The sequence below is a fragment of the Pontibacillus sp. ALD_SL1 genome, from assembly GCF_017355605.1.
In genome coordinates this window covers 2,559,632-2,579,710 of record NZ_CP062974.1, presented here as the reverse complement: position 1 = coordinate 2,579,710, position 20,079 = coordinate 2,559,632, and the positions used below count along the sequence as shown (strand labels likewise).

General features: G+C 40.7%; 18 protein-coding genes. 15 read left to right on the top strand and 3 right to left on the bottom strand.

What is annotated here, in order from left to right; translation table 11 throughout:
* Positions 1-759: a class I SAM-dependent DNA methyltransferase gene (locus tag IMZ31_RS13145; protein WP_207527783.1), complete on the top strand. Its 759-nt coding sequence runs from the start codon at positions 1-3 to the stop codon at positions 757-759.
* 59 nt (positions 760-818) lie between these two features.
* Here the strand turns inward: IMZ31_RS13145 and comER are convergent, their stop codons facing one another.
* A complete protein-coding gene (gene comER, locus IMZ31_RS13140) occupies positions 819-1,640 on the bottom strand; it encodes a late competence protein ComER (protein WP_207527782.1) in 822 nt (273 codons plus the stop codon).
* An 82-nt stretch (positions 1,641-1,722) separates the two neighbouring features.
* Here comER and IMZ31_RS13135 point away from each other — a divergent pair, with 82 nt between their 5' ends.
* From IMZ31_RS13135 to IMZ31_RS13125, 3 genes are all read left to right on the top strand, one after another.
* Positions 1,723-2,301: a helix-hairpin-helix domain-containing protein gene (locus IMZ31_RS13135; RefSeq protein ID WP_207527781.1), complete on the top strand. Its 579-nt coding sequence runs from the start codon at positions 1,723-1,725 to the stop codon at positions 2,299-2,301.
* 66 nt (positions 2,302-2,367) lie between these two features.
* On the top strand, positions 2,368-2,946 hold the full coding sequence (locus IMZ31_RS13130) for a ComE operon protein 2 (RefSeq protein ID WP_207527780.1): 579 nt from the start codon (positions 2,368-2,370) through the stop codon (positions 2,944-2,946).
* A 15-nt stretch (positions 2,947-2,961) separates the two neighbouring features.
* Positions 2,962-5,187: a DNA internalization-related competence protein ComEC/Rec2 gene (locus IMZ31_RS13125; RefSeq protein ID WP_207527779.1), complete on the top strand. Its 2,226-nt coding sequence runs from the start codon at positions 2,962-2,964 to the stop codon at positions 5,185-5,187.
* 95 nt (positions 5,188-5,282) lie between these two features.
* Here IMZ31_RS13125 and IMZ31_RS13120 read toward each other — a convergent pair whose 3' ends face one another.
* A complete protein-coding gene (locus IMZ31_RS13120; protein ID WP_036785709.1) occupies positions 5,283-5,417 on the bottom strand; it encodes a YqzM family protein in 135 nt (44 codons plus the stop codon).
* Between the two features lie 336 nt (positions 5,418-5,753).
* On the opposite strand from IMZ31_RS13120, the gene holA reads away from it, so the two are divergent.
* A complete protein-coding gene (gene holA / locus IMZ31_RS13115; protein ID WP_207527778.1) occupies positions 5,754-6,791 on the top strand; it encodes a DNA polymerase III subunit delta in 1,038 nt (345 codons plus the stop codon).
* A gap of 374 nt (positions 6,792-7,165) precedes the next feature.
* Here the strand turns inward: holA and rpsT are convergent, their stop codons facing one another.
* Complete coding sequence (rpsT, locus tag IMZ31_RS13110; RefSeq protein WP_036785716.1) at positions 7,166-7,432, bottom strand: 30S ribosomal protein S20; 267 nt, start codon at positions 7,430-7,432, stop codon at positions 7,166-7,168.
* Between the two features lie 175 nt (positions 7,433-7,607).
* Between rpsT and gpr the strand changes: the two genes are divergently transcribed.
* The 10 genes from gpr to prmA all read left to right on the top strand — a co-directional run bounded on the left by gpr (position 7,608) and on the right by prmA (position 20,076).
* The gene (gene gpr / locus IMZ31_RS13105) at positions 7,608-8,711 is read left to right on the top strand and encodes a GPR endopeptidase (RefSeq protein WP_207527777.1); all 1,104 of its coding nucleotides are present in this window, start codon (positions 7,608-7,610) and stop codon (positions 8,709-8,711) included.
* Between the two features lie 71 nt (positions 8,712-8,782).
* Positions 8,783-9,961 (top strand): stage II sporulation protein P, encoded by a 1,179-nt coding sequence (gene spoIIP, locus IMZ31_RS13100; RefSeq protein WP_371825502.1) that lies wholly within the window; start codon positions 8,783-8,785, stop codon positions 9,959-9,961.
* A gap of 14 nt (positions 9,962-9,975) precedes the next feature.
* Positions 9,976-10,332: a DUF3679 domain-containing protein gene (locus tag IMZ31_RS13095; protein ID WP_207527775.1), complete on the top strand. Its 357-nt coding sequence runs from the start codon at positions 9,976-9,978 to the stop codon at positions 10,330-10,332.
* A gap of 619 nt (positions 10,333-10,951) precedes the next feature.
* Positions 10,952-12,775 carry a translation elongation factor 4 gene (gene lepA, locus IMZ31_RS13090; RefSeq protein WP_371825452.1) on the top strand — a complete coding sequence of 608 codons (1,824 nt, stop codon included), beginning with the start codon at positions 10,952-10,954 and terminating at the stop codon, positions 12,773-12,775.
* Positions 12,776-12,936: 161 nt separating this feature from the next.
* The gene (hemW, locus tag IMZ31_RS13085; RefSeq protein ID WP_207527773.1) at positions 12,937-14,085 is read left to right on the top strand and encodes a radical SAM family heme chaperone HemW; all 1,149 of its coding nucleotides are present in this window, start codon (positions 12,937-12,939) and stop codon (positions 14,083-14,085) included.
* Between the two features lie 87 nt (positions 14,086-14,172).
* Positions 14,173-15,216, top strand: coding sequence for a heat-inducible transcriptional repressor HrcA (gene hrcA, locus IMZ31_RS13080; RefSeq protein WP_207527772.1), 1,044 nt, complete (start codon positions 14,173-14,175; stop codon positions 15,214-15,216).
* Between the two features lie 133 nt (positions 15,217-15,349).
* Complete coding sequence (grpE, locus tag IMZ31_RS13075; RefSeq protein ID WP_305849410.1) at positions 15,350-15,931, top strand: nucleotide exchange factor GrpE; 582 nt, start codon at positions 15,350-15,352, stop codon at positions 15,929-15,931.
* A 38-nt stretch (positions 15,932-15,969) separates the two neighbouring features.
* The gene (gene dnaK / locus IMZ31_RS13070) at positions 15,970-17,796 is read left to right on the top strand and encodes a molecular chaperone DnaK (protein ID WP_207527770.1); all 1,827 of its coding nucleotides are present in this window, start codon (positions 15,970-15,972) and stop codon (positions 17,794-17,796) included.
* A gap of 187 nt (positions 17,797-17,983) precedes the next feature.
* Positions 17,984-19,108 carry a molecular chaperone DnaJ gene (dnaJ, locus tag IMZ31_RS13065; protein ID WP_207527769.1) on the top strand — a complete coding sequence of 375 codons (1,125 nt, stop codon included), beginning with the start codon at positions 17,984-17,986 and terminating at the stop codon, positions 19,106-19,108.
* Between the two features lie 29 nt (positions 19,109-19,137).
* Positions 19,138-20,076, top strand: a complete 939-nt coding sequence (gene prmA / locus IMZ31_RS13060; RefSeq protein WP_207527768.1) for a 50S ribosomal protein L11 methyltransferase — start codon at positions 19,138-19,140, stop codon at positions 20,074-20,076.
* Positions 20,077-20,079: the final 3 nt, after the last annotated feature.

The following is a 20,079-nucleotide window of genomic DNA, read 5'->3' as shown; positions in this document are numbered from 1 at the left end:
ATGAGTTATGGCCGTTTTGCTGAGATCTATGACGAATTGATGGAAGATGTTCCTTATCAGGATTGGGTAACATTTACCCAATCCTCAATTCATTCCACTGCGGTAGGAGTAGAGAGAATCTTAGACCTTGGAGCTGGAACTGGTGAGATTTCGATTCGTTTAGCTAAAGAAGGATACAACGTTACAGGTGTAGACCTTTCAGAAGACATGTTAGCTGTAGCGAATCGGAAGTCAAGAGAACAAAAAGCTTCTGTGGAGTGGGTAAAACAGGATATATCATCATTAAATATGCATGTCCAATACGACATAGCTATTAGCTATTGTGATGTGATTAATTATATTACGGATGAGCAAGAAGTACAGAAAACATTCCAACATGCCCACGAGGTGATAAAACCAGGAGGCTTGTTTTTGTTTGATGTTCACTCGACGGGGTATATAGATAGGTACCTCAGCGGTCAAACTTTTGGTACTGTAACAGATGAGATAAGCTACATTTGGTTCTGTGATGAGAACGAAGAAGACTATTCTGTTACACATGATTTGACGTTCTTTGTAAGAAAAGGCGATCTATATGAACGATTTGATGAATATCACAACCAAAGAACGTTTCCTGTTTCAACTTACGTAGCATGGCTGCAAAATTGCGGCTTTGATGTACTAGGTATCCATAGTGACTTTTCACAAGAAGCGGGGTACGATGAAGAAGAAAATGATCGCATCTTTTTCATATGCCAAAAACCAACCGAAGAAGAGTAGATCCTCTTCTTCGGTTTATTTTTATTGAAGGATTTTGTTGAAGAATGAAGAATAAAGTATTAATCCCGCTTTTGCTCTTCTAGCTCCCATTTATCTTGGTTGTATTTGCGATGAGTTCTCTGAAACAGATGGTGAAACATTTTCCCTGTTTCTGTCTCAAGTACTTCTATCCCTTCTCCAGTTACGCCTCCCTTAACACAAACTTTCTCTTGCAAAGTAGGCAATGAATAGTGCTCCTCCTCTAGAAGTTTTCCAAATCCAATTAGCATTTCTGTAACCATAGTTGTTGCCTCTTGTTCAGAAATCTTTGTTTCCTCACATGCTGCATCCACAAATCTTTGAAGTAAGTAACTAAAAAATGCTGGACCACATGAGACGATATCTGAAGATACACGAGTGACGTTTTCGTTAATTTGGACAGGCTTAGAGTATGTTTTGCAACACTGTTCCACATAAGCTTTCATTAAAGGAGATACACGTTCTCCAAATGTTAACAGGGTTACACCTGATTGAGCGCGGTTTGTAATACTTGGGATCCACCGAACAACCTGGCAAGGCACTTCATGTTCAAGATCCTCTACACTATAAGGACTTGTAATAGAAACTAAGCACTGCTGCTCAGTTAGATAAGGTTGTATTTTATTGAGAAGGGGGTAAATATCCAATGGCTTGACGCAAATGAAAAGCATGTCGGCTTCTTTTGCTACTGCATCAGCTCCTTCGCAAACCGTAATACCTGGGTAGTTTTTTTGTAATAATTTTGCTTTTGAAAGGGTTCGATTTGTTACATAAAGCTGCTCTGGTTCGATCATTCCAGAATCAATCCAAGCCTCTGTCAAGATTTTGCCCATATTCCCCGTACCAATAATGCCCCACTTCATGTTAGGTCCCCTCCTTTACATGGTAATCTCTTCATGCAAATACTGTTCCGTTAACAAATATATGAAAGAAGGTAGATCGTTTATGAGTCGAATCTACAAGTATTTTCTATCTATAGCTGTTTTAGCAGGGTTTATCCTGTGGATCCTATGGCCAACTTCACCACCTGACGATGAGTTCGTAATCAATCATGAAAAAGAAGGTGAAGAAGAAACAACTGAGGTGAATGCATCAGTTAAAAAAACACTAATGTATGTAGATGTTAAAGGGGAGGTTGAACGTCCTGGCGTATACCATTTGAACGAGGGGAGTAGGGTAGAAGATGCCATTGAAAAGGCGGGAGGTATTACATCGTCAGGAGATCCTTTATCTGTTAATTTAGCTATGCGTGTACAAGATGAGATGGTTGTGATTGTTCTTGCTAAAGGGGGAGGAACAGTCTCTGCTGAAGACGGGGGGAATATGTCGGGCAAGGTTTTCATTAATCAAGCCTCATTAGAAGATTTAAAAACCTTATCTGGTGTTGGTGAAGCCAAGGCTAAAGCTATTCTTAAATATCGGGAGAAAAATGGACCGTTTCAAGATGTGAATGACCTTCTTCAAGTCAGTGGTATTGGAGAGAAGACATTAGAAGGATTTTTAGAAGATATTCAGGTCCCTTAGTCGATTGACGTTAAACTGGACAAGCAGTACACTGAATGGAAATGAAAACAGAGAAGGTGATAGGTAATGAACCGTATTTCTTGGGATCAGTATTTCATGGCTCAAAGTCATTTATTAGCCTTAAGAAGCACTTGTGAAAGGTTAGCAGTAGGTGCCACAGTCGTACGTGACAAGAGGATGATTGCAGGTGGATATAATGGGAGCGTTTCAGGGAGCGTTCATTGTATAGATGAAGGGTGCTACGTCATTGATGGTCACTGTGTAAGAACAATTCATGCAGAGATGAACGCTTTACTTCAATGTGCCAAGTTTGGCGTCGCCACAGAAGGTGCTGAAATTTATGTTACCCACTTCCCGTGCCTTCACTGCTGCAAAGCGTTAATTCAAGCTGGTATTCAAACTGTTTATTACGCACAAGATTATAAAAATCATCCTTATGCCGTTGAGCTATTTAAAGAAGCGGGTGTACAAACAGTTCAAGTAGAAGTAAAAGAAACTGGAGTCGATCCTAAAGCACTAGAAAAGCTTGAATATATTAATGGGTTAATCGAACGTTTATCTCATGCTGGCGCACCTTATGAAGAGATAGAAAGCTTGAAAGAAGAGGCTATGAACTTATTCTCCTCTCATCACATTACAACTTAATGGGGGAGGTAGACTGTGAAAGGAAATGGCTATTGGCTTGCTATAGCTTCAGCTCTAGGCGTTTACCTCGCGCCTGTTTCGTATAGTTGGTTGGGCGGATTTATAGTGCTGGGCGGTGTAATCATATTCCGTCCGGCTAAACCCCTGCTTTTACTTACATCTGGCGTTCTCTTTATTGTGTGTTCCACTACTGATTCATTTAAACCGCTTTCTCCTCCTCCCTTATCCACCTCTGCGGTTCAAATCAATGGTATTGTTAAGGAGAATCCTACATTTACCTCAGAGTATACTTCCTTTATCTTTGAAGATCATCAAACTAAACAGAAATGGAATGCGTTCCTTTTTTCGCCTCTCGATCATAAATCAGTTCAAATTGGATCAAAGTGCTCACTGTCCGGTGAAGTAGAACGTCATCCATTTGCCCGGAACCCTGGAGAATTTGATTATGAAGCATTCATGCTTCATAAAGGCGTACGTGGGACGATCATTGTGGATCCTTCTCAGTTACTTTGCCAGGGAGGTAGCTGGTATAAAGAGTTGTTCTCTAAACGAAAAGAAGCATTAGATAACTTAGATCAAAATCTTTCCCCTTTCACATCATCATGGGTAAAAGCCTTAGTATTTGGAGAAGATCGTGATTTATCGGATGAGACCATCGATCTTTTTCAGCGGTGGGGTCTTTCTCATTTACTGGCTATATCTGGCCTTCATGTCGGGTTATGTATTGCACTCTTCTCTTATCTCACCCTTCGTTTTTCGCTTTTAACTAAGCGTAAGTTAATCATTTGCCTTTTGTTTCTTCTTCCGATTTATATTTTGTTTGCAGGAGGCGCTCCGTCTGTAATCAGAGCTGTTTGTATGGCCGAAGCAGCTATGCTCTTATCACTTATGAAACAGAGATGGCCAATGACGGACATCATTAGTTATCTTTTTTGTAGTATTCTTATTTTGAAACCTTCGCTTATCCATCAATTGGGCTTTCAATTTTCGTTTATAGTTACTTTTGGAATTCTTGTATCAAAAAAATGGATCAGCTTAAGTGTTCATCCCATTGATTCTCTTCTTAGGATTTCCCTCTTATGCCAATTAGTTGTCCTCCCTTTACAACTTCAATCTTTCTACTTCTTTAATCCACTATCTCTTTTAGCTAACCTCCTGTTTGTCCCCTTAATGTCTATATTTGTGCTTCCCGTTTGTTTCATTATTCTCGTAGGCGTATATATCCTTCCTTCTTCCTTGCTTAATCAGTTAGATACTGTTTTTCAGAAGTCATTAGAGCTATGTTTCCTTCCACTTAGGGGAATGGATAAGTTTGCTGTAGAGTGGGTAATTGGCCAAATGTCCTTTGTTAGCATTCTTTTGTTTGTATTCGCGTTTGTGTGGATGATGAAGAGATGGGAATTAGGGGAGAAAAGGAAATCCTTCTTGTGGGGCGTTGTTTTGTCCTTTATTTTAATAGCAGAAGCGAGTGTGCCGTTTTTATTTTCGCCAGGACGAGTTACGATGCTTGATATAGGGCAAGGAGATTGCTTCATTATAGAGTGGCCTAACCGAAATCATGTCATGATGATCGATGCTGCAGGTGTTTTAGAAGAAGGGGGAGATGAAACGTTTACAAGAATCATCCAACCTTATCTTCATGAAAGGGGAATCACAAAAGTTAACACATTGTTGCTTACTCATGCTGATCAGGATCATATTGGTGCAGCCGAAGAAGTGCTCACTCAATTCAGTGTTGATACATTAATAACAAGTTCTTTTTTTAGAGGAGATCTTCAGATAAAAGAAGAGAAGTGGAAGAAAGTCAGTAGCGGGGATCGGTTCGTTATTGAAGAGACAGTTTTCGATGTACTATATCCAATTAAGGAGTCGCAAGACAAAAATGATAATTCTTTAGTCATACGTTTCAAACTTGGTGGAATGGTTTGGATGTTTACAGGTGATGTTGGGAAAGAAGGTGAAGAAGATATCAGTTCTTTAGCCAATGAGCTTGATACAGATGTACTAAAAGTTGCCCATCATGGCAGTGACACTTCTACAGGTGCACAATGGTTAGATACTGTAACTCCTAGGGTAGCTCTGATATCGGCTGGGCTTAACAATCGTTATGGACATCCACATGAGCAAGTAATGGACCGTTTGAACAAACAAGATGTACAGATTATAAGGACAGACCAGAAAGGAGCGGTGATCTATCAATTTTCAGGTGGGACAGGTACATTTTATAGTCATTTGCCATAGGATATTCTGTACTAAATACGACCTTATTCCTTCTTTCATACAAACACAAAAAAGAGACTGTTTGACAGCCCCTTTTCATAATGTGTTGCATAATACTAGTTGCCGATAAGTCGTATACCCACGCCAATCGCGAAAATGACAAAGAAAAAGATGAACGAAAACGCGAATCCTTTGGCAGAGTCTACAACGTCGTTCGTTGGTGATTGAACTTCTTTTTTGAACTCGTTCACGTTTAACCCCTCCTATACCAGTTATTAGTATAAACGGTTTCATAAAAAAAATCTACAATGCATGAAGATTTCGTAAATATACGGTTCCCTTTGTTGACAAGAGTTAACACCCATAGTTTTTTTCGTTTTGGCTAGGCTATAAGTATCGGTCAAAACATCGTTATCACCTGGGCTTACCTAGGGGTTCAGGTGATGCGTTTATATAGATGACTTGGGGGGAATGGGAACCATTTCCCTCTTCTGCTTATCCTTGCTAGAATTTATGTATAATTCTACACTTGAAAGCCTTCCGATTTCCATATACCATACTGTTAGACCCGAATGGAGGAAGGTACGATGGTATATTTTGATGCCCTTAAAGAAATAAAAAAGAAGCAATTTGATCCAGTATACTTACTATATGGAACAGAAACCTATCTCATCCAGGATATTCAGCAAGCGCTTGTAAAGAATGCTGTTCCAGATGAGGAGCAAGATGTAAACCTATCCGTATATGATTTAGAGGAAGTTCCGATACAAGAGGTCATGATGGATGCAGAAACCTTTCCTTTCCTCGGAGAAAGAAAGCTACTACTATGCAAAAACCCAAGTTTCTTAAAGGCTAAACCTGATAAATTGCAAATTGAACATGATGTCTCGGTACTGCAACGTTACTTGGAACAACCTGCCGAGTATTCGATTGTGGTTTTTATAGCACCTTATGAAAAAATTGACGAACGAAAGAAAATCGTTAAGCAAATGAAGAAATCAGGAAAAGTTATTCCTTGTCAATCGCTCAAAGAACATGAAATGTCTAGTTGGGTGCAAAGCTTGGCAAAAGGTTTACATATAGACATAGAATCCCCGGCCATTGATGTTTTTATTCAAGAAAACGGGACGAACCTTATGTCTATTCAAAACGAGTTAGAAAAAATGGCGTTATATGTAGGAGAAGGCGGAACAATCACAAAAGAAGTAGCTGATTTGTTAGCTGCGCATAACTCTCAGTCTTCAGCCCTTAAGTTGGTAGACGCCGTGATGAATCAAAACGTTGAAAAGGCTATTCTGATCTATAAGGATCTCGAGAAACAAAATGAGGAACCGATTGCCTTGCTTGCCCTGTTGGCATCTCAGTTTAGACTGATTTATCAATCTAAACTCCTTCAACAAAAAGGGTATACACAAAATCAAATGACACAACAAATTAAAGCCCACCCATTTGCAATAAAAATGGCCTTAGGACGCGCTCGCGGCTTTAACGAACAACAACTCGGAACCATCATGCAACTCCTTACCGACACGGACGCAACGATGAAACAAGGTCGAATGGAAAAGAACTTAGCATTTGAACTTCTACTGTATCAACTTGTCCATGTTAAAAAGAAAAGAGCATAACTCCAAAAAGCAACCTCTGTTAGGTTGCTTTTTTATTTGGCACCCCTTATCAGAAGTTGTATTACGTCCCCCGCAACTCCAGTATGGCGAGGCTTCAACATACGCACCCTGATGTAGCATGCTTCCGTTCAAGCTATATATGGCAAAGGTGGTTCGGGAAATTGCGAGACTCCTGCGGCAGTAGGAGCCTAGGGGAGACCCCACAGAGAGCGTAGCGAACGAGGAGGCTTCCCAGCTCGCCGCGGAAAGCGAGTGATTTCCCGAACCACCTTATCCTCAATTTGAGCAAACGGAAGCATCCTCTTTTTTGCATAAAAAAACGACCCTCTTAGTAGGATCGTTTGTTGGTTGGTCATAAAAACGGAATGACTTATTTACGCTGTAACGGATTTAACGCGACGAGAAAGACGAGCTTTCTGACGGTTACCTTTGTTACGGTGCATAAGACCTTTGCCTACAGCCTTATCAATCTTTTGTACAGCATCTTTGAAAGCTTCTTTAGCTTCCTCAGTTTTGTTGTTGTCAACTAGGTTGTCAACACGCTTCATTGCAGAACGAACGTCAGATTTGAAAGAGTTGTTCTGTGCGCGTTGGTTGTTTTGTGTAATAACACGTTTTCTAGCTTGTTTGATATTAGCCATCTATTTTCACCTCCTGGAGAAATTGAACCTGCTTTATAGAGCATTTATTCGAACAAGAGACATTTTATCAGAGCACACAGCAGTTTTCAACATAAATATAATACCGTGTTATTTTCTATTATGTATGAAAGCCAAAATGGACGTGCATCCTAGTAAAAAAACGGAGGGTTTTCGCATGTCAATGAATCTAGATCAGTTTCAAATTCGTACAGATTTAGCTGTTGAAGCAAAAGACATGGTTTCAGAACAAAAGGATCAAGGTTCTGGTAACAGAGAGGGAGTTCGCGTTCAAGAGAAAAAGGAAGCTGAGGACATAAAGGTCACTTATGTAGAAGTTGATGAAAATGGGGCAGAACAAATCGGTAAGAAACCGGGTTCTTATATTACCATTGAATCTCAAGGTATCCGAAAACATGATACTAGCCTTATGCATCATACGGCATCTGTAGTAGCGAGAGAATTAGAAGAGTTACTTGTTAAAAGTAATGTGGCTGCTGATGCAACATGTCTGGTAGTAGGTTTAGGAAATGACAATGTTACACCTGACGCATTGGGTCCTATGGTAGTTGACAAACTGCTTGTGACAAACCATATGTTTGAACTTCAGCCTGAGACTGTTGATGAAGGTTTTCGTCCCGTATCGGCCCTTACCCCGGGAGTGATGGGTGTTACAGGTATAGAGACGAGCGATATTATAGTTGGTGTAATTGAGAAAGTGAAACCTGATTTTGTCATTGCAGTTGATGCTTTAGCTTCTCGATCAATTGACCGTGTGAATAGCACGATTCAGATTTCCAATACCGGAATCCATCCAGGGTCTGGTGTCGGCAATAAACGTAAAGAATTAAGTGAAGAAACTTTAGGCATTCCGGTCATTTCTTTAGGTATACCGACTGTTGTCGATGCTGTAACCATTACAAGTGACACGATCGATTATATGCTGAAACATTTTGGGCGTGAGTGGGATGAGAGAGAGAAACCATCAAAGTCTCTAACACCTGCTGGTATGGATTTCGGTGAGAGGAAAGAATTAACTGAAGAAGATTTACCAAGTGAAGAACAACGTAAAGCTGTAATGGGAATGATCGGTGGATTGTCAGCTCAAGAGAAGAGAGCACTTATTCAAGAGGTTCTAACTCCTATTGGTCACAATTTAATGGTGACACCTAAAGAAGTAGACGGATTCATGAAAGATATGGCTCATGTAGTGGCTAGTGGGCTGAACGCTGCCCTACACCAAGATGTGGAGCCAGACACAGAAGATTCTTTTACAAGATAAGATAGAAGGAGGTTCTACTCTTTCTCTAGTTTTCATAGAGTTTACTAGAGTTAGGAAACATGAGAGAAAGGGTGACCTCATTGAATTCTAAAGGCTTAACGCTTGCTCATAGAGAATTGAAGAAATGGTATAAACGAAGTGGCATATATCTAATAGGTTTAATAGGAGTCTTTTTATTGATCGGTTTACTGACGTCTATACAGCCGGCATACCGGCTGTCCTCTTCTACATTGCATACATGGACAAGTCAGATAGATGGTTCCTCTTTTTTACGTTTAATGAGCATGGAGAATCGCGTATTTCAGGGGGCATACCCAGAAGGATATGAAGACTTGCGCATCTCTGAAATGGTTTTTCAAACAGCTACAAGCATACACCCTGATGATCCGCGTTCCTTCTTAGGTAGAGAGTTGCCAGGATTTTCAGAATATGACGGTCAAATTGTTGTAGCAGGAGAGGGGACGAACTACACAACGATGGCAGTTGAATCAGCTCCTCCTATGGAGATTTTTGATAAAAAGGAAAAGGAAATCGTTACTGCAGAGCAAACAGATGAACAAGAAGATCAAACTTCTCCTGATCAAGCATTACCCACTACTGGTGACAGGGATGTTGTGTTGATCTACCACACCCATAACCGAGAATCTTATTTCCCTCTCCTTCGAGAAGACGCAACAGATGCATTTCATTCTAAAGCGAATATTACACTTGTAGGCGATCGTCTGGCTCAAAGCTTAGAAGATAAGGGCATTGGTGCTAAAGTCGATAAAACAGATATAACAAAGAAACTGAAAGACGAAGATATGGAGTATTATGAGTCGTATGATATGTCTAGGTCTGTTGTGCAAGAAGCAATGAGTACAGAGGCGGATTTACAATATTATTTTGATCTTCATAGGGATTCCATCGACAAGCAATATACGACTACAGATATAAATGGTGAGTCGTTTGCGAGAACCTTCTTCGTAATTGGAGGAGAATATGCTCATTACGAACAAAATTTAAAACTAGCTAATGAGCTTCATAACAAAATGGAAGAGGCATATCCCGGGCTAAGTAGAGGGGTAATGACGAAAAAGGGTTCAGGTACGAATGGGAAGTTTAATCAGGACTTATCTCAAAATGCTATTCTTATCGAGTTTGGTGGAGTTGAAAATACGTTAGAAGAACTTTATCGAAGTGCGGATGCAGTTGCGGATGTGTTTAGTGATTTTTATTGGCAAGCGGAAAAAGTAAGTGGAGATCAGTAAGGAGAAATAAGGAGATGACCGTTATGGTGCGCTTCACAATGACCTTTCTAATTATGATAGTTTTATTCCTCGGTGGCGTTTTGGTCGGTATGAATCAAGCTAGCATTGGGATGATTCAAATGCGAGGCTTCTCAAGTGGTACGTTTCAAGAGGCTGTCCAAACGGAAAAATTGGAAACAGGTGACTATGAAGTGCAAGTGTTAGGTAAAGACTTCGCGCAAGTATCTGTTCAGGAAAAACAACAGCAATACGAGGACCACAACGAAGCCCGAGGCCTACAAAAATTAGCTGTCATCTTAGAAAGCGTAGTGAATTGGGTTTACAATACGATCATCTACACCATCTATCACATATTCTCTGCTTTCTTTTAATGCAACATAGTGCTTATGCTGTCCCCGCACGGTGTGGGGGCGCTAGACGTTGGCTATTGACGTGGCGGTCTTAGTCGAGCTTCCTTTTTTCCACTGGTCACCCCGCCTGCGCTTTTCGTTAATGTCTAGCTCCGGCGGGGAGGGCCTAGCGCGATAAGCAAAATGACCTCCAATGGCTAGCGCCATTTCCGGCCAGTTTGCTTATCCGTACGGCCCTGGTCACCCCGCCTGCGCTTTTCGATGATGTCTAGCTCCGGCTCCTAGCCCCTAGCGTCATAAGCAAACTACCTGCAGTGGCTAACGCCACTTCCGGCATTTTGCTTATGCGGGTCTGCAGGATGCAGATCAGTTCGGTGTTGGCGCAGGACGCGCCGGTTTTAACCGAACTTCCTCTTTAGCTGAACAGTCGCCTGCGCTTTTCGGTTTAGATCCAGCTCCGGCGGGGAGGGCCTAGCGAGATAAGCAAACTGCCCTCCAATGGCTAGCGCCATTTCCGGCCAGTTTGCTTATCCGTACGGCCCTGACCACCCCGCCTGCGCTTTTCGTTATTGAAGTATTTCCTCTACATTGCTATAATCTAAGCTAGCTATGGTTTCGGATTAAAGTAGGAGTGATGAATGTGAGTAGCGACAAGATTAAACAGGAGAATGTGCGTAATTTTTCAATTATCGCTCATATCGACCACGGCAAATCGACATTAGCCGATCGTATTCTAGAGAAAACGAAAGCTTTAACGCAGCGAGAGATGAAAGAGCAGTTTCTTGATGCGATGGATTTAGAGCGTGAACGTGGGATTACGATTAAATTAAACGCAGTTCAATTGCGATATAGCTCTCCTAATAAGGGAGAAGATTATTTATTCCACCTGATTGATACACCAGGACACGTCGACTTTACATATGAGGTATCCCGTAGTTTAGCAGCGTGTGAAGGGGTTATCTTGGTAGTAGATGCGGCGCAAGGAATTGAGGCTCAAACGTTAGCCAACCTTTACCTTGCATTAGATAATGATTTAGAAATTATTCCAGTTATTAATAAAGTAGATCTTCCCGCGGCTGATCCAGACCGTGTGACGAAAGAACTTGAGGATCTTATAGGTGTAACAAAGGATGAGGTTATTTTAGCTTCAGCTAAAGCGGGTAAAGGAATTGAAGAGATACTAGAAGCCATTGTAGAACGTATTCCTTCCCCTATTGGTGAGCCAGAAGATCCATTGAAAGCTTTGATCTTTGACTCTTTATATGATCCTTACCGAGGGGTGATCGCGTCGATTGCCGTAAAGGAAGGTTCTGTAAAAGTTGGTCAAAAAATTCGCATGATGCAAACTGGGAAAGAGTTTGAAGTAAACGAAATTGGTGTGTTTAATCCAAAGCCAACTCCTAAGAATGAATTAACTGTTGGGGATGTCGGATATTTAACAGCATCGATTAAAAACGTAAGTGACTCACGTGTAGGTGACACGATTACCAGAGTAGACAATCCAGCGCCAGAACCATTACCAGGTTATAAACGCTTGAATCCGATGGTATTCTGCGGATTGTTCCCGGTAGATGCGAACAATTACAACGATTTACGTGAAGCATTAGAGCGCCTAGAGCTAAACGATTCTTCCCTACAGTATGAAGCTGAGACGTCTCAGGCATTAGGCTTTGGTTTCCGTTGCGGATTCTTAGGGCTTCTTCATATGGAGATTATTCAAGAACGTATCGAACGTGAATTTGGTATTCAACTTATAACAACTGCGCCAAGTGTAATTTATGAAGTAGAACTCGCAGATGGGGAAACCCTTACGGTTGACAATCCGTCATTAATGCCAGATCCGCAGTCAATTAGTGAAGTTCGAGAGCCATTCGTAAATGCAACCGTGATGGTACCAAACGATTATGTAGGTTCTGTCATGGAAATTTGCCAGAAGAAGCGTGGTTCTTTCGTAGATATGCAATATCTTGACGATAACCGTGTAAATATTACGTATGATATTCCACTTTCTGAGATTGTGTATGATTTCTTTGATCAGCTCAAGTCTCAAACAAAAGGCTACGCCTCTTTCGACTATGAATTAGCCGGATATCGTGCGTCTAATCTCGTGAAAATGGATATCTGGTTAAATGGGGACACCATTGATGCCTTATCCTTTATTGTACACAGAGATTTCGCCTTCGACCGCGGAAAAGCGATCACTAGCAAGCTTGTGGAACTCATTCCACGTCAACAATTCGAAGTTCCTGTTCAAGCAGCAATCGGGAATAAAATTGTGGCTCGTTCAACCATTAAAGCAATGCGTAAAAACGTACTTGCAAAATGTTACGGCGGGGATATTTCTCGTAAGCGTAAGTTGCTAGAGAAACAAAAAGAAGGTAAAAAACGAATGAAGATGGTTGGGTCTGTTGAAGTACCGCAAGAAGCCTTTATGGCCGTGCTAGAAATGGATTCTGACGATTAATAAGGATCAATGAGTAAAAACCGCAGGAGACTTCTTGCGGTTTTTATGCTTTCAACTTTGTTAACTTGTGTGTTTTACTGCAAGGGTGACGCATGTAGACCCAATAGAGTAATTTTTAGATGGGTTAACAAAGCTACTTTATTTAAAGGAACGTGACGAACATGATTACATCAGCATATATTCATATACCGTTTTGCCACAAGATCTGTCATTATTGTGATTTTACGAAATTTTTCTATAATCCTGAACTTGCAGATCAATATTTGGATGCATTAGAGAATGAGATTGTAACAGCAGTTGGCACAGAAAAGCGAAAAATGAAAACCATCTTTGTGGGTGGAGGCACTCCAACAGCACTATCGTACGAACAACTTGAGAGACTGCTCAAAATGATTGCAAAGTCTTTTGACGTTGAGGCACCGCTAGAGTATACGTTTGAAGCGAATCCGGGCGAATTTGATGAGAAGAAACTAGCGCTACTAAAAGAATACGGTGTAAACCGAATTTCGTTTGGTGTCCAGGTGTTTGATGACGAACTGCTTGAAAAACTAGGTCGAAATCATCGAGTAAAAGATGTCTATGATAGTCTGAGCCTATTTGAAAAGCAACAATTTGATAATGTGTCTGTTGATTTAATGTACGGATTACCGGGCCAAACGTATGATCAATTTAAGAAAACAATTGATGAAGCTCTTGCGCTTGACCTTCCTCATTATTCATCTTACTCGTTACAAATTGAACCGAAGACAATCTTTTATCTTCGTCATAAAAAAGGGAAGTTGCATAAACCCGTGGAAGAAGAAGAAGCGAGAATGTATGAGTTATTAATGAACGAGATGAATCAAAAGGGCGTTTATCAATATGAAATCAGTAATTTTGCTAAGCCAGGGTTTGAAAGCAAGCACAATCTAACCTATTGGAATAATGATTATTATTATGGGTTTGGTGCAGGAGCGCATGGGTATTTACCAGGAGAGCGTACCGTTAATATTAAGCCTTTAAATCAGTATACAAAGAAAGGCAAGGAAACAGGCCTTCCGCGACTGCACGTTGAACCAGTGCACTATAAAGAAGAGATGGAAGAGCAAATGTTCCTCGGATTGCGTAAAACAGCAGGAGTATCTATGAGTGAATTTGAGAATCGCTTCGGACGTTCCATTCATTCTCTATATTCGAGTGAATTAGATTATTTAAAGAGGAAAAACTGGATAACAGAAACAGAGGACAATGTTGCACTTACAACGCAGGGCCGTCTCTTTGGTAATGAGGTTTTTGCGCAATTTTTGATTGAAGATGAAAAGCTTCAGTGAAATATCGTTGACAAGGAGCGGGGCATTTGATAATTTATTATTAGATTTAGCACTCGCAATCAAAGAGTGCTAACAGAGGTGATCATCATGTTAACAGAGAGACAATTGTTGATATTACAAGTGATTATTGATGACTTCATCCAGTCTGCGCAACCTGTAGGATCTAGGACGATCTCAAAGAAAGACAACGTTTCCTATAGTTCGGCTACGATCCGTAACGAAATGGCTGATTTAGAAGAACTTGGTTTCCTGGAGAAAACCCATTCTTCATCGGGAAGGGTTCCTTCAGAAAAAGGGTATCGCTTTTATGTTGATCATTTGATGTCACCCTTTAACTTGTCTGGGCAAGAGAAAACGTTTGTGAAACAGGCATTTAATCATCAAATGGTAGAATTTGAACAAGTCGTTCAGCAGTCTGCGCGGGTTTTATCCGAGTTGACGAATTACACGTCAATTATTCTTGGACCTGAAGTATACGAGACGAAATTAAAGCAATTACAAATCATTCCCTTATCCCAAGTATCTGCTGTTGCAATTCTTGTAACGGATACAGGCCATGTTGAGCATAGGTCATTCACAATCCCTGTAGAAATTAAACCAGCTGACTTAGAGAAGATGGTTAACATCTTAAATGAGCGGTTAAATGGTGTACCGATTATTTACTTGCACCATAAGCTAAATACCGAGATAGCCGAACTCCTTAAAAAGCATACAAGCGAATTTGAAAAGGCCTATCAGTATTTACGAGCTGCTCTATTTGACGAACAGCCTGCCAAGCTTTATGTTGGCGGCAAGACCAACATTCTCATGCAGCCTGAATTTAGGGATATTGATAAAGTGAGAACGTTGTATTCGATGATAGAAGAAGAAACAGAGATTGCTCATTTACTTCGTCATAACTCTAATGATATTAAAGTATCAATTGGTACTGAAAACGAAGTGAGTGCCATGAAAGACCTAAGTATTATTACCGGGTCTTACTCTATCGGGGATACACAGCTAGGGACGATTGCTTTACTTGGTCCTACCCGGATGGAATACTCCAAAGTCATTTCGCTATTGAATTTACTTTCAAATCGTATGACTGAAACATTCCATTCTTGGTATCAAAAAGGTTCAACTGGGGAATAGATGATAAAGGCATTTAAGGATGCCTGTTCTCTTCTTACTGAAGTTTTGTTTTAAAAGTAAGGTTGAATTGACTTTTTATAAAAAATACTCAAAATTGAAGGGTTATCGGTTTAGTTTAGATTCAATTTCTGATATATTCTTAACCGGTGTAAATGAACGAGCTTTAGAGGAGGTGACAAACATGGACGAAAATAAACAACAAACAGAAGAAGTCGAACAAGAAGAGGTCGTTGAAAATCCTGAACAAGAAGTTGTTGAAGAAGAGGCTACTGAAATGGATGATGTAGCAAAACTCCAGCAAGAAAAGGATGAAACGTACCAACGTTTGTTACGCTTACAAGCAGATTATGATAATTTCCGTCGTCGCACGCAGAAAGATCGTGAGAACGACCGTAAATATAAATCTCAATCACTTATTGAGGAGCTATTACCTGCGCTTGATAACTTCGAACGAGCGCTTCAAGTTGAAGCTCAAGATGAGAAGTATGCAGAAGGTATGAACATGGTTTATAAACAGCTTAAGAGTGCATTAGAGAAAGAAGGCCTTGAAGAAATTTCGGCTGTAGGGGAAGAATTCGATCCTCATATGCACCAAGCAGTTATGCAAGTTGAAGATGAAAACTATGAATCAAATGTTGTCGTAGAGGAGCTTCAAAAAGGGTATAAGCTAAACGACCGCGTTATTCGCCCATCAATGGTGAAGGTGAATCAATAAGCTCGCTCTACATATGAAGATAAAGGAGGAAATTTGTCATGAGTAAAATTATTGGTATTGACTTAGGTACAACAAACTCTTGTGTCGCTGTAATGGAAGGCGGAGAGTCTAAAGTAATTCCGAACCCAGAAGGTAGTCGCACAACTCCTTCCGTTGTTGCATTCAAGAATGGTGAACGTCAGGTTGGTGAGGTTGCTAAACGTCAGGCAATCACAAACCCTAACACAATTCAGTCTATTAAAAGACACATGGGTACAGACTATAAAGTAGAAATTGAAGGAAAAGAGCACACTCCACAAGAGATCTCTGCTATCATTCTTCAATATATCAAGTCTTACGCAGAAGACTATCTTGGTGAAACAGTTGAAAAAGCTGTAATCACAGTTCCAGCTTACTTCAACGATGCTGAGCGTCAAGCTACTAAAGATGCTGGTAAAATCGCAGGTCTTGAAGTAGAGCGTATTATTAACGAGCCTACAGCAGCGGCTCTTGCATACGGTATTGACCAAGAGCAAGATCAAACTCTTCTTGTTTACGACCTTGGTGGAGGTACATTTGACGTATCAATCCTAGACATCGGTGACGGTACTTTCGAAGTTGTATCAACTGCTGGTGACAACAAACTAGGCGGTGACGACTTCGACCAAGTAATCATCGACCACATGGTAGCAGAATTCAAGAAAGAGAACGGCATCGACCTTTCTAAAGATAAAATGGCACTTCAACGTCTTAAAGACGCTGCAGAAAAAGCGAAGAAGGACCTTTCTGGTGTAGCTCAAACACAGATTTCTCTTCCATTTATTACAGCAGGAGAAGCAGGTCCACTTCACTTAGAAATGAACCTTACTCGTGCTAAATTCGAAGAGCTTTCTTCTGGTTTAGTAGAACGTACTATGGAACCAACTCGTCGTGCGCTTAAAGACGCAAACATGTCTTCTAGTGACATTGATAAAGTACTACTAGTAGGTGGTTCTACTCGTATTCCTGCAGTTGTAGATGCACTTAAGAAAGAAGTAGGCAAAGACCCTTCTAAAGGCGTTAACCCTGACGAAGTAGTAGCACTTGGTGCAGCTGTACAAGGTGGCGTACTTCAAGGTGATGTTAAAGATGTTGTTCTTCTAGACGTTACTCCACTTTCTCTAGGTATTGAAACAATGGGTGGCGTAACGACGAAGCTAATCGAACGTAACACAACAATCCCTACTAGTCAGAAGCAAACGTTCTCTACTGCTGCTGATAATCAAACAGCTGTAGATATCCACGTACTTCAAGGTGAGCGTGAAATGGCACAAGATAACAAGACGCTTGGTCGTTTCCAGTTAACTGATATCCCACCAGCACCACGTGGTGTACCTCAAATCGAAGTATCCTTCGATATTGATGCGAACGGTATCGTTAACGTAGGTGCTAAAGACTTAGGCACAAATAAAGAACAGTCTATTACAATCAAATCTTCTTCTGGTCTTTCTGAAGAAGAAGTAGAACAAATGGTTCAAGAAGCTGAAGAAAATGCTGAAGCGGACAAACAGCGCCGTGAAGAAGTAGAGCTTCGTAACGAAGCAGATCAACTAATCTTCACTACAGATAAAACCATCAAAGATCTTGGCGAAGCTGTAACAGAAGAAGACAAGCAAAACGCTGAGACTGCTAAATCTGAACTTCAAACGGCACTTGAGGGTGAAGACCTTGAGCAAATCCGTGAGAAGAAAGATGCTCTTCAAGAGCAAGTACAACAGCTTTCTGTAAAAATGTATGAGCAAGCACAACAAGCTCAACAAGCCCAAGAAGGTGCTGAAGGCCAAGGGTCAGAAGAAGATGTTGTTGACGCAGACTTTGAAGAAGTAAACGAAGACGATAAGAAGTAAGCAACCATATTAGGTTAGTCAGATAAAAAAAGTCAAAGTCAGGGGGTATCTTGGCTTTGACTTTTTTACTGCATGAATTTTGTCTCCCTTGTTAAGGGAAGAATGTTAATGAATTAACTTTGAATCGCATTTGAAACCATGTTAATATAAACTTTATGTGAGTAGAGAGTCGGGAGAGTGATCTTCAGTGAGTAAACGCGACTATTATGAGATTTTAGGTGTATCTAAGGATGCTTCTAAAGATGAAATTAAGAAAGCGTACCGTAAATTAGCAAAAAAATATCACCCAGATGTCAGTCAAGAAGACAATGCTGAGGACAAGTTTAAAGAAGCTCAGGAAGCTTGGGATGTACTAGGTGATGATCAGAAACGCCAACAATATGATCAATTTGGTCATGCAGGTCCTAACCAGGGTGGTTTCGGAGGCTTTGGTGGAGCCGAAGACTTCGGAGGCTTTGGAGACATCTTTGACATGTTCTTCGGTGGCGGAGGACGTCGTCGTGATCCGAATGCTCCTCGTAGAGGAGCAGACCTTCAATATACAATGACGTTAAATTTTGAAGAAGCTATATTCGGTAAAGAAACGGATGTTCAAATTCCAAAAGAAGAAGAATGTGAAACATGTGACGGGTCTGGTGCAAAACCAGGTACAAAACCGGAAACTTGCTCTCACTGTCAAGGTGCAGGCCAGTTAAACCAGGAACAAAATACACCATTTGGACGTGTAGTAAACCGCCGCGTATGTCACCACTGTGAAGGAACAGGGCAAATCATCAAAGATAAGTGTAATACGTGCGGAGGAGATGGAAGAGTTACGAAACGTAAAAACATCCACATCTCCATTCCAGCTGGTATTGATGAAGGTCAGCGTATTCGCGTATCTGGTCAAGGTGAGCCGGGCGAAAACGGTGGTCCTGCAGGAGACTTGTATGTCGTTGTTCAAATTCGTCCACACGAATTTTACAAACGTGAAGGAGACCATATCTTCTGTGAGATGCCGCTGACATTCACGCAAGCTGCACTTGGAGACGAAATTGAAGTCCCAACTGTACACGGAAATGTGAAGCTTAAGATACCAGCAGGCACTCAGAATGGGAAAACATTCCGCTTGAAAGAAAAGGGCGCTCCAAACGTTCGGGGATATGGTCATGGCGACCAACACGTGAAGATTCGTGTTGTTACACCAACGAACATGACTGATCGTCAGAAAGAATTACTTCGTGAGTTCCATGATATTAGTGGGAACCAACCTACAGAAGAGCAACACGATAACATTTTCCAACGTGTTAAGCGTGCCTTTAAAGGGGAATAAGGAATCCAGAGTAAAGAGAGTTGATCCCATTGAAATGGTCTGAAATATGTATTCATACAACAAATGAAGCAATCGAACCTATATCGAACATTCTTCATGAGGCGGGGGCTAGTGGTGTAGTAATTGAAGACCCTCAAGACCTTATCAAAGAACGAGATACGTTTATGGGTGAGATTTATGAATTAAATCCAGATGACTATCCGGCAGAAGGTGTGTATGTAAAAGCATACCTTCCCGTGAATAGTTTCTTAGGTGAAACAGTAGAAGAAATTAAACATGCGATTACCAATCTAATTGAATTCGATATTAATATCGGTCATAATCATGTCACAATAAGTGAACTGAACGAGGAAGATTGGGCTACAGCATGGAAGAAGTACTATAAACCAGTTAAGATTTCAGAAAAGGTAACAATCATTCCTACATGGGAAGAATATGAGCCTGTTTCAAGTGATGAAATTATTATTGAACTGGATCCTGGTATGGCGTTTGGTACAGGGACTCACCCCACTACTGTATTAAGTATCCAGGCAATTGAGCAGTATATAGAGGAAAATGATTTAGTTATGGACGTAGGAGCTGGCTCTGGAGTCTTAAGCATTGCTTCAGTACTTCTGGGTGCAAAGCATGTACATGCTTTTGACTTAGACGATATCGCAGTTAAGAGTACTACGATTAATGCTAAATTAAACAATGTGGAAAGCCAAATTGAGTCAAAACAAAACAACCTACTTCAAGGTGTTGATGTTGAAGCCGATTTAATTGTTTCCAACATTTTAGCTGAAATCATTGTCCAATTTACAGATGATGCTTTCGCTAAACTGAAGTCTGGTGGTTACTTTATCACGTCTGGAATTATTAAGAACAAGCGTCAGTTAGTGAAGGATCAACTTATTGAATCTGGTTTTGAAATTGTTGAAGTTAATGTAATGGAAGATTGGACATCGATTATCGCACGTAAACCATAAAGA